Here is a 13,672-nt window from a genome sequence, read left to right on the forward strand (position 1 = left end):
ACTTGCCCCGTACATTCCTCGCCTAAAATATTCCGCTTCGGCTGTAGGTCAAACCAGTGATTTAACTCGCGCGTCTCACGGCGAATAACAGGCGGGTCGCGATCGTCACGAACGTTTCCGTGCGGACGCTAGATGTGTGACTGACGAGCGCGCGCAACGCGGGCGACGAAGTCGCATGGTCCTGCGAGGCTGCGTCTCGCACATGGATTCTGCATTGGCTGCACTTGTCAAATCTCGGAATAAACGTTTAAATTGCAAATTCACTCGTTTGAGCCGAGTTGAGGTTGTTTTGAATGACCTTCTTCGGACCACATGAGGTTTCGTCGTCGCTCGCCGACACGGCCCTTGACTGCCGGAAGGTAGTAGCCTTGTCGCTCATCAAGCGATTTGCGGAGGTGTTCGACGAGATCGAGTATGAGTTGCTCTGGGATGTACCCATTATCAATGCGCAAGCATCGCGCCTGAGAGAAAGCAGGCGAGTGACTGTCTACGGCGGTCTAGCCAGACATCCCAGTATCACCGCGTCCGGGCTTGCCCTGATACTAGCTCACGAAACAGGCCATCATCTCGGTGGAAGGCCGCTCGACCCTGACTTGCGCTGGCCTACCTGGCAGGGGCAGGCGGACTTTTGGGCCGCCGCCCAGGGCATGCCGAAGGTGTTTGGATGGAAGGCGTGCAAAATGACGCTTCGGGGAGCGAAGCAAATCGCCGACCTGCACGCCGAATTTTGTGCAGAAGGCGATGAGCCCGACATCAGCGCGGCCGAACGCACGGCCATTTTCAGGGCTGGCGCTCTGGGCGAAGCCGCGCCAACAGTTTTGCAAGCCGCATTTCATCGGCTGCTAGATGGAAGGAAAGATACCAATTGACTTAGTGCTTTCGCAAAATTTCTCACCAACAGGAGAGTCCGATGGGTGCGCTGATTATTACGAGGGGCACAAGGCGACTTGCCGGTCATTACAACGAAGAGTTTTCAAGTTGGCTCACTTTCTACAAGAACAGAATCAATGTTTTTGATCGCGCTGGTCGAGATATCGACGTATGGGATCAGATCATTCAGGTTGTGACGGATCCGAGGCCCGGCATTGGTCATACCGAGCGCGCCGACAACCTCACTCTTTTGCCGAAGGACAATCCGGCGCATCCGAATTTGCACAGGAGATGGCGGTTCTTTCTCAAGAATGACCTGACCCAAGCTAACCGTAACAAACTGGCCGACGCGATATATGCAGCACTCAAACTCGACATTGCCTACATCGTGTTCGATGTCGTCCATGGTGCGCAACAGGATATCGACTTTGATCCCAACGGGCTCGATGAGGGGTCACGTTTCGCCAGGATTACCATTATTGTGACGAGGGCGATGGCTGCTGCCGGCGGAGGCAATGAGGAATTTCCGAGGTTGGACGCACCTTCGGCCGACCCCACTGATAACCAGGCTCCCTAGGAACCACACCATCCGATCAGCAGCAGGCGCGCCGAGTGAGGTGAACGCGGCTACTTGCCGCGAAACGGTCGTTTGCGCGTTTCGGGCTTCACGCGATCTTCTCATTGCCGGATTCTTTGCGTTGGCCGGAACGAGAAAATTAGCGAATGGTTTCAATGTGATTTGCCCTGTCCACTCCTCGCGCAAAAAACATTCCGCTTCCGTCGTCGGGCAAATCAGTGATTTAACTCCGCGCGTCTCAGCGCGAATGAGGGGCGGCTCGCGATCGTCACGAACGTTGCGGTGAGATGCGGTGGACGTGATGACGGCGTAAGACGAACGCTGGATATCGCGGACGGCGAAGTCGTGTGGTTCTGGCGCCCCGACGCTGGCGCTAAGTCCTGGGGGATGGAAACATCCCCAAGGGTGACGGTGGCAAGAAAGCCCGGTCACCGGGAAGAGCACGAAGTAAGCCGTAAACCATCGCGCAGGGAAAGCCGGTGTGAATCGGTTGAACCTGTGGCCCTACCCCCGTGCTTTTTGCTGCACGGGGCCCACGGGTGCAACCAGCACCCGGCTTTCCCTGCGCCCTCACTTCAATGCGAGGGCGAAACGAGACGCAAACCTCGGGCACATCATGCCGCGAGAACGCGGACTCACATCCTCTCCACCGTCATGCCCCACCAACGGGTCGGCGCAAAGCGCCGACCTGGTGGCGGACGATGACAGCGCAAGGCTGTTTGACAATTGAATCAGTATCTCCCCGCGTCGTCCCCGGGCGTGCCCCGGGACCCATAACCACAGGCCTTTGTCGTGTGCTCCGCCGCAACCGCTTGCTCGCGCCACAACACGTTCCTGGTTATGGGTCCCCGCCTTCGCGGGGACGACACCGATGCGGCCGTTGGGAGAATCCTAGGACGGGTAGAGCGAAGCGAAACCCATCCTACAGGACTGACGAATAGCGCAGCACTGGATGATGGGCACGGCGCTGTGCGCCTTTGCCCACCCAGCGCGTCCGTCAGGTATTCTTCAGCGCCACCCGAAACTCGGCTTCGGTCTTGGCCTTGACTTCATCGAGCGTGACGCCGTCGGCGAGCTCGATCAGTGCCATGCCGTTCTTGCCGTGCTTGTCGATGGTGAAGACGGCGAGATCGGTGACGACCATGTCGACCACATGCTCGCCGGTCAGCGGCAGCGTGCACTTCTTGAGCAGCTTCGGACCGTCCTTGGCGGAATGCTCCATCACCACGACGACGCGCTTCACGCCGGCGACGAGGTCCATGGCGCCGCCCATGCCCTTCACCATCTTGCCGGGGATCATCCAGTTGGCGAGATCGCCGTTCTGCGCCACCTGCATCGCGCCGAGGATCGAGAGGTCGATGTGACCGCCGCGCACCATGCCGAAGGAATCGGCGCTGGAGAAATAGCTGGTCGACGGCAATTCGCTCACCGTCTGCTTGCCGGCGTTGATGAGATCAGGATCCTCCTCGCCCTCGTAGGGGAACGGACCCATGCCGAGCATGCCGTTCTCGCTCTGCAGGCTGACGTCGATTCCTTCGGGGATGTAGTTCGAAACCAGCGTCGGGATGCCGATGCCGAGGTTGACGTAATAGCCGTCGCGCAGCTCTTTCGCAGCGCGCGCCGCCATCTGTTCACGGGTCCAGGCCATGGGACTCTCCTGTTAAATTTAGGCTGCGGGGCGCGGGCGGGTGTTGCGGAACTCGATGCGCTTCTTGCCCGTGCCGACCTCGACGATGCGCTTCACGAAAATGCCCGGTGTGTGGATGTGATCGGGATCGATCTCGCCGGCCGGAACCAGATGCTCGACCTCGGCCACCGTGATCTTCGCGGCAGTCGCCATCATCGGGTTAAAGTTGCGCGCGGTCTTGCGATAGACCAGGTTCCCGGCGGTGTCGCCTTTCCAGGCGTGGACGATGGCGAGATCGGCGAACAGGCCGCGCTCCATGATGTATTTCTCGCCGTCGAATTCCTTCACCTCCTTGCCCTCGGCAATCAGCGTGCCGACGCCGGTCTTGGTGTAGAAGGCCGGAATTCCGGCGCCGCCGGCGCGGATGCGCTCGGCCAGCGTGCCCTGCGGATTGAATTCGAGCTCGAGCTCGCCGGCGAGGTACTGCTGCGCGAACAGCTTGTTCTCGCCGACATAGGAGGAAATCATCTTCTTGATCTGCCGCGTCTCCAGGAGTCGGCTCAGCCCGATACCGTCCACGCCGGCATTGTTGGAGACGACGGTCAGGTCCTTCACCCCGGAATCCCGGATCGCATCGGAGAGGGTTTCGGCGATGCCGCAGAGGCCGAAGCCGCCCGACATGATCATCATGCCGTCCTTAAGGATGCCGTCGAGTGCCGATTTGGCGTCGGGATAGACCTTGTTCATGAAAGAGGACCTGATGGAGAAGGGCGCAATCCGCCGGTACAGTCCTGGATTATTAGGCGAAATCTTCGCAATGCGTCAATGACGGCCCCTTTCGCCATCCCGGCTGCCTACAACCTCGATGACGGCCTTGAAAGCGTCAAGAAAACCCTTCAAGTTGCGTGGGTTGGCAGGGGCGCCCGGTGCGCCGACCAGTTTTATTCGAATATCCGATCACCACAACCCGACCTGGATATGTCACTGACCATGGCCCAAGGAATGAAGCGCCTGGGGATGCCGATTGCGGCGTTTTTCGGCCTCGCGCTGCTTGGCCTGATCGGGCAGTCCTGGTTTCTCAACCGGGACGCCCTGCAGCGCGCAGTGGAGGCGCAAATCCGCGCCGTTACCGGGCTCGACCTCGTCGTCAACGGCCACATCGACGTGTCGGTGTTCCCTGGCAGCTATGTCTCATTCCATGACGTCGGGCTGAAGGGCGGCGGCACCATCGATCCCGCGCTGCAGGTCGACGTGCTCACCGCCAATCTGCGCCTCCTGCCGCTGTTGCTTCGGCGCTTCGAGATCGCCGACGTGATGATGCTGCGGCCGCATATCCATGTGGTCAGGGACGGCAAGGGCGACAGCAACTGGACGCCGTTCATCGACACGATCGCGCGCGCGATGAAGCCGGGCGCCGAGAACCAGATGTCGTTCTCGGAGATCCGCATCCAGGACGGCATCCTCAATTACGAGGATGAAACCAACCACGTCAGGGAGCAGCTCGCCGACATCGACCTGTCGCTGGCCTGGCCGTCAATCTCGCGTTCCTTTGCCGCGACCGGGCAATTTGATTGGCGCGGCGAACGCGTCGACGGCTCGATCAGCGCCAGCGACTTCATCGCGCTGTTGTCGGGCGACCGCTCCGGGCTGAAGGCGCGGCTTGCCAGTGCGCCGCTCAAGCTCGCCTTCGACGGCACCGTCGCCAACCGGACCAGCCTGATGATGGAGGGCACCGCCACTATCGACAGCGCGTCCTTGCGCAACGCGCTGCGCTGGATGGGACAGGCTCCGCCAGGGAGCGGCGGGTTCGGCCGCTTCACGCTGAAGGCGCGCGCCAATCTCGTCGGCGGCTCGGTGGCGCTCACCAATGTCAATGTCGAGCTCGACGGCAATGTCGCCGAGGGCGTGATGACTTTCGCCAACAATGGCAGGCAGACGCTGCAGGCGACGCTGGCCGCAGGCAACCTCGACTTCACGCCCTACATCTCTACCTTCCGCCTGCTGGCGAGCGGCCAGCGCGACTGGAACCGGCAGTTGTTCGACTTGAACGCGCTCTCCACCACCGACCTCGACATGCGCCTGTCGGCGGCGCGGGTGACGGTCGGCTCGACCCGGCTCGGGCGCACCGCGCTTGGCGCCAATTTGCGCGGCGGCGCGCTGGCGCTGTCGGTGGCGGAGGCGCAGATGTATGGCGGCATCGCCAAGGGCTCGCTGGGGATCGCGCGCTCGGATGCCGTCGCCGACGTAAAGGCGCAGCTCGAATTCACCGATGTCGATCTGCAGGCCTGTGCCAGCGAATTGTTCGGCATCAACAGGCTTACCGGCCGCGGCAATCTCAACCTCGCGCTGATCGCCTCCGGCTCGAGCCCGTTCGGGCTCGCGCAATCGCTCGACGGCACCGCGACGCTGAGCGGTCATGACGGCGCGATCTCGGGCTTCAATGTGGAGCAGCTCCTGAAGCGGCTGGAGCGGCGGCCGTTGTCCGGCGGCGGCAATTTCCGCTCGGGCTCGACGCCTTACGACAATCTGACGATCGCCGTGCGGTTCAATGATGGCGTCGCCACCGCCGAGAACATCCGCCTCGAAGGGCCGGCGGCCAAGATCACGCTGACCGGCACCGCCTCGGTGCCGTCGCGGGAATATGATCTGAAGGGCGTCGCCAGCCTGAATTCGGCGCCGAGCGGCGCCAACGGTTTTGACTTGCCGTTCGTCGTGCAGGGACCGTGGGACGATCCGTTGGTGTTCCCCGATCCGGAAAGTCTGATCCGCCGCTCACCGGCATCGTCGCAATTGCTCGATGCGGTGAAGGACCGCAAGACCCGCGACACCGTGCGCTCGGTGATCGAGCGCTTCACCGGTGGTCCGCGGCAGCAGCCCGCCGATGCCGCGCCGACGGCAGCCGAGAACGCCAAGCCGAATTGAACCATCAGACTTTCGTCGTGGTTCAAAGGCGAACACGCGACCAGCGAAATGCCAAGATTCCGACGCACCATCTGGATCAGGCTGCGGCCATACGCTAGTCTTTTATCCAACCGGTTAAAAAAACCGGCATCAAGAGAGAGGGAGAAGAACGTGAGATCCAAGGGTATTGCTGCGCTTTCTTTCGCGGTCGCCGCCATCGGGCTAATCCACGCGACCGCGCCGGCGATGGCGCAGGACAAGAAGATCACGGTCTGGTGGGGCAAGGGGTTCTACAAATCCGAGGATGACGCGCTCCTCGAGGCGATCAAGAAGTTCGAAGCCAAGACCGGCGTCAAGGTCGAGCTGTCGCAATACGCGATCCAGGACATGATCCCGAAGACGGTCGCCGCGCTCGATTCCGGCACGGTGCCCGACGTCGCCTATTCCGATACGTATGACGTGCAGGCCGGCGGCAAATGGGCGTTCGAGGGCAAGCTAGAGGACCTCTCCGACATCCTGCTGCCGATGAAATCGGCCTTCGCTCCCAACACGCTGGAGACCGCCTACCTCTACAACGATCAGACCAAAAAGAAAGGCTATTACGGCTTCCCGCTGAAGCAGCAGAGCATGCATGTGCAGATCTGGGGCGACATGCTGCAGCAGGCCGGCTTCAAGCCGAGCGATATCCCGACCAAATGGGCGGATTACTGGTCGTTCTGGTGCGACAAGGTGCAGCCGGCGATCCGCAAGGCAACCGGCAACCGCATCTACGGCGTCGGCCAGCCGATGGGCGTGGAATCGACCGACTCGTTCCAGTCGTTCTACACCTTCATGGACGCCTACGACGTCAAGCTCGTCGACGACGACGGCAAGCTCTTGGTCGACGATCCCAAGGTGCGCGACGGATTGATCCACGCGCTGAAGGATTACACCGACACCTACATCAAGGGCTGCACGCCGCCCTCCTCCACCACCTGGAAGGACCCGGACAACAACGTCGCCTTCCACAACAAGACCATCGTGATGACCCACAACTTCACGATTTCGATCGCGGCGAAATGGTTCGAGGATTCCAACAATCAGGCGCTGACGCCGGAGCAGCGCGCCACCGGCAAGAAGGCCTATGACGAAACCATCATCACAGCGTCCTTCCCCAACAAGCCGGACGGCACGCCGATCAAATATCGCTCCGACGTCAAGACCGGCGTAATCTTCACCGCCGCCAAGAACAAGGCCGAGGGCAAGGAGTTCGTCAAATTCCTGCTGCAGGAGGAGAACCTCGGACCGTATGTCGAAGGGGCGCTCGGCCGCTGGTTCCCGGTCACGATCGCGGGCCAGAAGAGCCCGTTCTGGCAGGCCGATCGCCATCGCAAGGCGGTCTACACCCAGTTCACGGGCGGCACCACGCCGTTCGACTTCACCAAGAACTACAAGTTCACGATTCTGAACAACGAGAACGTCTGGGCCAAGGCCATGAACCGCGTCGTCAGCGAGAAGGTGCCGGTGGACAAGGCGGTCGACGAACTGATCGCCCGCATCAAGCAGGTCGCGGGCTGACCTCAACAAGGCCGGCCGCGGTTACAGCGGCCGGCTTCCCTGCCACGGCGATGTAGGACGCGATATAACACATGGCGATCACGCTTTCCGATCACGCGGTCCCGCGCCCGCCGCTGTCGGCGCGGCTGTCGACGCCGCAAGTCTGGGGCATCGTGCTGCTTGCGCCGTACCTGCTCGTGTTCCTGGCGTTCGTGCTCTATCCCGTCGGTTACGGGCTATGGCTCGCGCGCCATCCGCAAAGCTATGTCGCGCTCTATCACGATCCGATCTTCGCGCGCGCCGCCGTCAACACGCTGATCTTCCTCGTCATCGGCATCAACGTCAAAATGCTGATCGCGCTGTTCCTGTCGGGCTTCTTCGCCCAGCAGCGCGCCTGGATCCGCTGGCTGTCGGTGCTGTTCATCCTGCCCTGGGCGGTGCCATCGATCCCGACCATCCTGTCGGTGCGCTTCATGCTCAATCCGGAATGGGGCGTGGTCAACCACCTGATCTTCCAGTTCACCGGCGATGACGGCCCGAACTGGCTCAACGACCCCACGGTGGCGCTGACCATGGCGATCGGCGTACACATCTGGAAGTCACTGCCATTCTGGACGCTGATCCTGATGACCGGACGGCTCGCCATCTCAAACGATCTGTTCGAAGCTGCAGCCGTTGACGGCGCAAGCTTCTGGCAGAAATTCCGCTACATCACCTGGCCGTCGATGCGGACGCTGTACGTCACCTGCACGCTGCTCTCGATGATCTGGACGCTGGGCGACTTCAACAGCGTCTATCTCCTGACCGGCGGCGGGCCTGCCGACCTCACCCATGTGCTGGCGACGCTCGGCATCCGCTATCTCCGGCTCGACCAGCTCAATCTGGCGATGGCCTCGATCGTCTGCGCGCTACCCTTGGTGTTGCCGCTGGTCTACTTCATGATGAAACGGTTGTCGCGATGAAGCTCCCCACCCTGCGTGAGATCGGCACCGAGGCCAAGCTGCTCTTGATCGGCATCCCCGTCCTGATCTGGACGTTGGTGCCGATCTACCACATGTTCCTGTTCGCGATCTCGCCGAAGGAGGATGCGTTCTCCGGCAAGCTCTGGCCCGATCATCCGAGGTTACACAATTTCGAGATCGTGTTTCGCCAGCAGCATTACTTCCTGCGGGACTTCTGGGTGCAGTTCGGGAATTCGACCGTGATCGCGATCGCAACCGGAGCGCTGACGCTGTTCATCGCCACGGCAGCGGCGTTCTCGATCTCGCGATTGCGCGCGCCCGGCGGCCGCGCGGTGATGAACCTCGCGCTGTTCACCTATTTCATCCCGGCCGCGTTCCTGGCCGTGCCGATGTACCGCACCATGGGCAATTATGGATTGCTCAACAGTCACTGGTCGCTGATCCTGGCGATGGTGACGATCGCCTCGCCCTACGCGATCTGGGTGCTGAAGCAGGCTTCGGATAAATTGCCGGTCGAACTCGACGAAGCCGCGACCATGGACGGCGCGACCACGCTGCAATTGTTCCGCCTGGTCTATGTGCCCTTGATGATGCCTTCACTGGTCGCGGTCGGCACCTACGCCATCCTGCTCGCCTGGAACGAATATCTCTACGCGTTCCTGCTGCTGTCAAAGGACACCGACATTACGCTCCCCGTCGCGCTCGGCAACTTCCTCGCCGCCGACGATTCGCCGTGGGAATTGCTGATGACAACCGGCTTCATCTACGCCCTGCCGCCAGCGGCCATCTACTACGCCTTCAAGCGCTATATGGTCGGCGGCCTCACCGCGGGCGCGGTGAAGTCGTGACCGCTCACAGCGGCGCGGCGCTTTCGCCTTGGGAGCTCGACAGTCTCGAGGCGACTGAGGCGACCACGATCAGCACCGTGATCAATGCGATCACCAGCGTGCAGATCGCGTTGATCTCCGGCTTCACCCCGAGCCGCACCTCGGAATAGATCCGGATCGGCAGCGTCGCCGAACCCGGACCGGTGGTGAAGCTCGCGATCACGACGTCGTCGAGCGACAGCGTGAAGGCGAGCATCCAGCCTGCGACAATGGCGGGCAGGATCAGCGGCAGCGTCACCATCACGAACGCCTTCACCGGATTGCAGCCGAGGTCCATCGCGGCTTCCTCCAGGCTGCGGTCAAGCGAGGTAAGGCGCGACTGCACCACCACGGCAACGAAGCACATGGTCAGCGTGGTGTGCGCGACGGTCACCGTCCAGAAGCCGCGCTCGGCGTTCAGCGCCACGAACAAGAGGAGCAGCGACAGGCCGGAGATCACCTCCGGCATCACCAGCGGCGAATAGAGCATGCCGGAGAACAGCGCGCGGCCGGCAAAGCGTTCGCCGCGCGCCAGGCCTATGGCCGCGAGCGTGCCGAGCAGCGTCGCCAGTGTGGCGGATACCGCGGCGACACGCAGGCTCATCCAAGCCGCCTCGAGCATGGCGCGGTCGTTGAAGAACTCGACATACCAGCGCAGCGACCAGCCGCCCCACACGTTCACCAGCCGCGACGCATTGAACGAATAGATCACGAGGATCACGATCGGCAGGTAAAGGAACGCAAACCCGAGGGCCAGCGCGGTCATGTTGAAGCGCGAAAGTCGGTTCACGGCGCCCGCCATCAGCGCCCGCCCTCGATCTGCCGGCGCTGCAGCCGGTCATAGAGCAGGAGCGGCGGCACCAGCAGAAGCAACAGCGCGATCGCAACGGCGGATGCCACCGGCCAGTCCTTGTTGGTGAAGAATTCGAGCCAGAGCGTCTGGCCGATCATCAGCGAATTGGAGCCGGCCAGGAGATCGGGGATCACGAACTCGCCGACGATCGGAATGACGCACAGCAGGACCCCTGCCCCGACGCCTGGGAGCGACAGCGGAAACGTCACGAGCCAGAACGCCTTCGCCGGCGAGGCGCCCAGGTCTTCGGCGGCCTCCAGCAGCGTCCGATCCATTTTCGCAAGGGTCGCGTAGAGCGGCAGGATCATGAACGGCAGATAGGAATAGACGATGCCGATATACATTGCGGTGTCGGTCGAGAGCCAGGCAACCGGCCCGGACACCAGATGCAATGCGAGCAGGATCTGGTTGAGCAATCCATCATGCTGCAGGATGTTGATCCAGGCGTAGATGCGGATCAGGAACGAGGTCCAGAACGGCACGATGACCAGGATCATCGCGATGCCCTGCCAGCGCTGCGGCAGCCGCGCCATGCCGTAGGCGATCGGATAGCCGATCACGAGCAGGATCAGCGTCGAGGTCACGGCGACGACGAGGCTGCGCAGATAGGACAGGATGTAGAGATTGTCCGAGAGCAGCAGGCGGAAATTATCCAGCGACAACTGCTCGAACGCGGCCTTGAATGCTTCCCATCCTTCGCCCAGATCGAACACCGGCGTATAAGGCGGCTGCGCGATCGCGGTCTGCGACAAGCTGATCTTCAGCACGAAACCGAACGGCACCAGGAAAAACAGCGCCATCCAGAGATAGGGCGCGATGGTGGCATAGCGCGCCGGACGGGCAAAGATACGGCGCGTGCTCATTGCTCGAGCACCACACCATCGTCGGGCGCAAACCAGGCCGCGACGCGGTCGCTCGAACCATAGCCGTCCGCATCAAGCCGCGCGGTGTTGGCCATCACCGAGCGCACCATGGTGCCATTGTCGAGCCTGATCCTGTAAGCGGTGAGCCCGCCGAGATAATTGATCTCCGCGACCTCGCCCTCGAACCGATTGATCGCCTGCAACGCGTCGGCACCCGACGCCAGTCCACGCCGTGACAATTTGATCTTCTCGGGCCGGATCGCGATGGTCACGATCGCCTTCGTCACCGGCTGGCGCGGTTCGGCGACAGTGACGATCCCTGCTTCGCGCGTCGTGACCTTCAGCCTGCCCTGTTCGCTGGAGATCACCTGCCCCTCGAACAGATTGACGTCGCCGACGAACTCGGCGACCCAGCGCGAGGCGGGCGCCTCGTAGAGATCGCGCGGGGTCGCGACCTGCGCCAGGCGGCCGGCGTCCATCACCCCGATCCGGCTCGCCATCGTCATCGCCTCTTCCTGGTCGTGGGTGACGATGATGAAGGTCAGGCCGAGGCGGCGCTGCAGTTCCATCAGCTCTCCTTGCGTGCTCTCGCGCAATTTCTTGTCGAGCGCGGCGAGCGGCTCGTCGAGCAGCAGCACCTGCGGCCGGCGCGCCAGCGAGCGCGCCAGGGCGACGCGCTGCCGCTGTCCGCCGGAGAGTTGGTCGGGCTTACGCCTCTCGAGCCCGTCGAGCTTGACGAGCGCCACCATTTCGGCGACGCGGGCGGCGATCTCGGCACGTGCCATACCGGCGCGCCTCAGGCCGAACGCGATGTTGTCATGCACCGAGAGATGCGGAAACAGCGCGTAGTTCTGGAACATCATGTTGACGGGCCGCTCATGCGGCATCACCTGCGCGATGTCGCGGCCGCCGAGCAGGATGCGTCCCTCGTCCGGAGTCTCGAATCCAGCCAGCATGCGCAACAGCGTAGTTTTGCCGCAGCCGCTCGGGCCCAGCAGGGCGAAGAATTCGCCGGCGCGGATCTCGAGCGAGAGCTGATTGACCGCGCTGAAGTTGCCGAATCTTTTCGTCACGCGCTCGATGCGCAGCAGCGGCATGTCGACCGCCGTCTGCGGCGCAGTTTTTTCCGTCGACCTGTTTTCAGCCTTCGCCAGTTGCTCAGCCATGATTCCCTTTTAGCCCGATCGTGACCGCAAGCTAGCGGTGGATCGCCACTGGCTCAACCGCTTCACACGGCGCCTTCCGCAATATTGTTGTGACCGGCGTCTCTGCTAGATTGCCTCTCACGTCGGGAGGACGAACGATGAACCGGGACCGCTACGACCTGCCGCTGACGACCGCTTCCGATCGCGCCGCCGCGCTCTACCGTGACGGCATCGACCGCATGCTTGCGGCCTGGCACGGGGCGGATGCGGCCTTTGAGGCGGCTATCGCCGAGGATCCCGATTTCGCGCTGGCGCGTGTCGCCCGCGCCCGCGTCCATCAGATCAACATGAAAGGCGCTGCGGCCCGCGACCAGGCGGCAAAAGCCCGGCAATTGGCCGCGACCACAAGCCGGCGCGAGCAGCAGCATGTCGAGATCGTGGCCTCGGTGGTCGAAAGCCAGACCAAGCGGGCCTTGCAAGGCGCTGAACAGCATCTGACGGAATTTCCGCGCGACGCGCTGATCCTGTCGCTGCTGCTCGGCGCCTTCGGCCTCTACGCCTTCTCGGGACGGACCGACCACGACGCGGCGCGACTTTCGATCTGCGAGCGTTACGCTCCTGATTATGGCGAGGACTGGTGGTTCCTGACCTATCTCGGCTGGTCGCGAACTGAGGCGGGCGACGTCGTCACCGGCCGCGACATCACCGAGCGCGCCTATTGGATGAAGCCGGCAAACGCCAGCGCGGCCCACGCTTTGTCGCATGCACTGTTCGAGCAGGGTGATCCCACGGAAGGCCGTGCCTTCCTGTCCGGCTGGCTGCCGGCCCACGACCGTGCGAGCTTCCTGCAGGGACACCTTGCCTGGCACCTGGCACTGATCGCGCTGGAGGACGGCGATACTGACGGTGCCTTCGACATCTACCAACGCCACATCAGACCGCAGGGACGGCCCTATCCGCCGCTGAACATTCTGACGGATACCACCTCACTGCTGTGGCGGCTCTCGCTGGCGGGAAAAACCGGGCTTGAACCGCATTGGCAGGAAGTCGCCGCCTACAGCGACAAACTGTTCCCGAAGGCCGGCGCGCATTTTGCTGACGTCCACCACGCATTGGCTGCCGCGGCGACCAACAGCGGCGCGCTGGAATCAAGGCTCGCGGAAATGGAGGCACGGCTGACCGAGGGCAAGCTGGCGCCCGGCCCATCCGCGATCGGTGTCTGCCGCGGCATCCAGGCGTTTGCGTCGGGCGACAACGACGGCGCCGTCCGCATCCTAGAGCCCTTGATGCCGGAATTGGTGCGGATCGGCGGCAGCCACGCCCAGCGCGAGCTTTGGGAGGATACGTTCATCGTCGCGTGTCTCCGCGCGAAGCGAGGCGAGAAAGCGACAAAACTGATCGCCGAGCGCCTGCACCGGCGGCCGTCCCGCCGCGACGAAGCGTGGTCGCGCCAAGCTAGAGCGTGATGACTT

General features: G+C 62.6%; 12 protein-coding genes. 7 read left to right on the top strand and 5 right to left on the bottom strand.

Annotated elements, in window-relative coordinates:
- The first annotated feature begins 293 nt into the window (after nucleotides 1–293).
- Both I6F35_RS26580 and I6F35_RS26585 read left to right on the top strand, forming a co-directional pair.
- The gene (locus tag I6F35_RS26580; protein ID WP_225120619.1) at nucleotides 294–869 is read left to right on the top strand and encodes a hypothetical protein; all 576 of its coding nucleotides are present in this window, start codon (nucleotides 294–296) and stop codon (nucleotides 867–869) included.
- 41 nt (nucleotides 870–910) lie between these two features.
- Complete coding sequence (locus I6F35_RS26585) at nucleotides 911–1,447, top strand: hypothetical protein (RefSeq protein WP_225120620.1); 537 nt, start codon at nucleotides 911–913, stop codon at nucleotides 1,445–1,447.
- Between the two features lie 997 nt (nucleotides 1,448–2,444).
- Here I6F35_RS26585 and I6F35_RS26590 read toward each other — a convergent pair.
- Nucleotides 2,445–3,095, bottom strand: coding sequence for a CoA transferase subunit B (locus I6F35_RS26590; RefSeq protein ID WP_225120621.1), 651 nt, complete (start codon nucleotides 3,093–3,095; stop codon nucleotides 2,445–2,447).
- 18 nt (nucleotides 3,096–3,113) lie between these two features.
- A complete protein-coding gene (locus I6F35_RS26595) occupies nucleotides 3,114–3,821 on the bottom strand; it encodes a CoA transferase subunit A (RefSeq protein ID WP_225120622.1) in 708 nt (235 codons plus the stop codon).
- A 243-nt stretch (nucleotides 3,822–4,064) separates the two neighbouring features.
- Here I6F35_RS26595 and I6F35_RS26600 point away from each other — a divergent pair, with 243 nt between their 5' ends.
- The 4 genes from I6F35_RS26600 (at nucleotide 4,065) to I6F35_RS26615 (ending at nucleotide 9,321) form a co-directional block, all read left to right on the top strand.
- Nucleotides 4,065–5,996: an AsmA family protein gene (locus I6F35_RS26600; RefSeq protein ID WP_225120623.1), complete on the top strand. Its 1,932-nt coding sequence runs from the start codon at nucleotides 4,065–4,067 to the stop codon at nucleotides 5,994–5,996.
- Nucleotides 5,997–6,146: 150 nt separating this feature from the next.
- Nucleotides 6,147–7,532 carry an ABC transporter substrate-binding protein gene (locus tag I6F35_RS26605; protein ID WP_225120624.1) on the top strand — a complete coding sequence of 462 codons (1,386 nt, stop codon included), beginning with the start codon at nucleotides 6,147–6,149 and terminating at the stop codon, nucleotides 7,530–7,532.
- Nucleotides 7,533–7,603: 71 nt separating this feature from the next.
- Nucleotides 7,604–8,473, top strand: coding sequence for a sugar ABC transporter permease (locus I6F35_RS26610; RefSeq protein WP_225120625.1), 870 nt, complete (start codon nucleotides 7,604–7,606; stop codon nucleotides 8,471–8,473).
- Nucleotides 8,470–9,321: a carbohydrate ABC transporter permease gene (locus tag I6F35_RS26615; protein ID WP_225120626.1), complete on the top strand. Its 852-nt coding sequence runs from the start codon at nucleotides 8,470–8,472 to the stop codon at nucleotides 9,319–9,321. Before I6F35_RS26610 ends, I6F35_RS26615 begins: the two co-directional genes overlap by 4 nt.
- A gap of 4 nt (nucleotides 9,322–9,325) precedes the next feature.
- On the opposite strand, the gene I6F35_RS26620 is transcribed toward I6F35_RS26615, so the two are convergent.
- The 3 genes from I6F35_RS26620 to I6F35_RS26630 are packed head-to-tail and all read right to left on the bottom strand — an operon-like array spanning nucleotide 9,326 to nucleotide 12,221.
- Entirely contained in the window at nucleotides 9,326–10,141 is an 816-nt protein-coding gene (locus I6F35_RS26620) for an ABC transporter permease (protein WP_225120627.1), read from the bottom strand.
- Entirely contained in the window at nucleotides 10,141–11,055 is a 915-nt protein-coding gene (locus I6F35_RS26625; RefSeq protein ID WP_225120628.1) for an ABC transporter permease subunit, read from the bottom strand. Before I6F35_RS26625 ends, I6F35_RS26620 begins: the two co-directional genes overlap by 1 nt.
- On the bottom strand, nucleotides 11,052–12,221 hold the full coding sequence (locus tag I6F35_RS26630; protein WP_225120629.1) for an ABC transporter ATP-binding protein: 1,170 nt from the start codon (nucleotides 12,219–12,221) through the stop codon (nucleotides 11,052–11,054). Before I6F35_RS26630 ends, I6F35_RS26625 begins: the two co-directional genes overlap by 4 nt.
- A 137-nt stretch (nucleotides 12,222–12,358) precedes the next feature.
- On the opposite strand from I6F35_RS26630, the gene I6F35_RS26635 reads away from it, so the two are divergent.
- A complete protein-coding gene (locus I6F35_RS26635; protein WP_225120630.1) occupies nucleotides 12,359–13,666 on the top strand; it encodes a tetratricopeptide repeat protein in 1,308 nt (435 codons plus the stop codon).
- Nucleotides 13,667–13,672 lie beyond the last annotated feature (6 nt).

Origin of the sequence: Bradyrhizobium sp. BRP22 (assembly GCF_020194175.1) — a bacterium.
Classification (GTDB): Bacteria; Pseudomonadota; Alphaproteobacteria; order Rhizobiales; family Xanthobacteraceae; genus Bradyrhizobium.

Excerpts from the sequence above, each read along its gene's own strand:
- I6F35_RS26630 (WP_225120629.1), bottom strand. The coding sequence starts at position 12,221 with ATGGCTGAGCAACTGGCGAAGGCTGAAAACAGGTCGACGGAAAAAACT.
- I6F35_RS26580 (WP_225120619.1), top strand. The coding sequence starts at position 294 with ATGACCTTCTTCGGACCACATGAGGTTTCGTCGTCGCTCGCCGACACG.
- I6F35_RS26585 (WP_225120620.1), top strand. The coding sequence starts at position 911 with ATGGGTGCGCTGATTATTACGAGGGGCACAAGGCGACTTGCCGGTCAT.
- I6F35_RS26625 (WP_225120628.1), bottom strand. The coding sequence starts at position 11,055 with ATGAGCACGCGCCGTATCTTTGCCCGTCCGGCGCGCTATGCCACCATC.
- I6F35_RS26615 (WP_225120626.1), top strand. The coding sequence starts at position 8,470 with ATGAAGCTCCCCACCCTGCGTGAGATCGGCACCGAGGCCAAGCTGCTC.
- I6F35_RS26620 (WP_225120627.1), bottom strand. The coding sequence starts at position 10,141 with ATGGCGGGCGCCGTGAACCGACTTTCGCGCTTCAACATGACCGCGCTG.
- I6F35_RS26590 (WP_225120621.1), bottom strand. The coding sequence starts at position 3,095 with ATGGCCTGGACCCGTGAACAGATGGCGGCGCGCGCTGCGAAAGAGCTG.
- I6F35_RS26595 (WP_225120622.1), bottom strand. The coding sequence starts at position 3,821 with ATGAACAAGGTCTATCCCGACGCCAAATCGGCACTCGACGGCATCCTT.
- I6F35_RS26635 (WP_225120630.1), top strand. The coding sequence starts at position 12,359 with ATGAACCGGGACCGCTACGACCTGCCGCTGACGACCGCTTCCGATCGC.
- I6F35_RS26600 (WP_225120623.1), top strand. The coding sequence starts at position 4,065 with ATGGCCCAAGGAATGAAGCGCCTGGGGATGCCGATTGCGGCGTTTTTC.
- I6F35_RS26610 (WP_225120625.1), top strand. The coding sequence starts at position 7,604 with ATGGCGATCACGCTTTCCGATCACGCGGTCCCGCGCCCGCCGCTGTCG.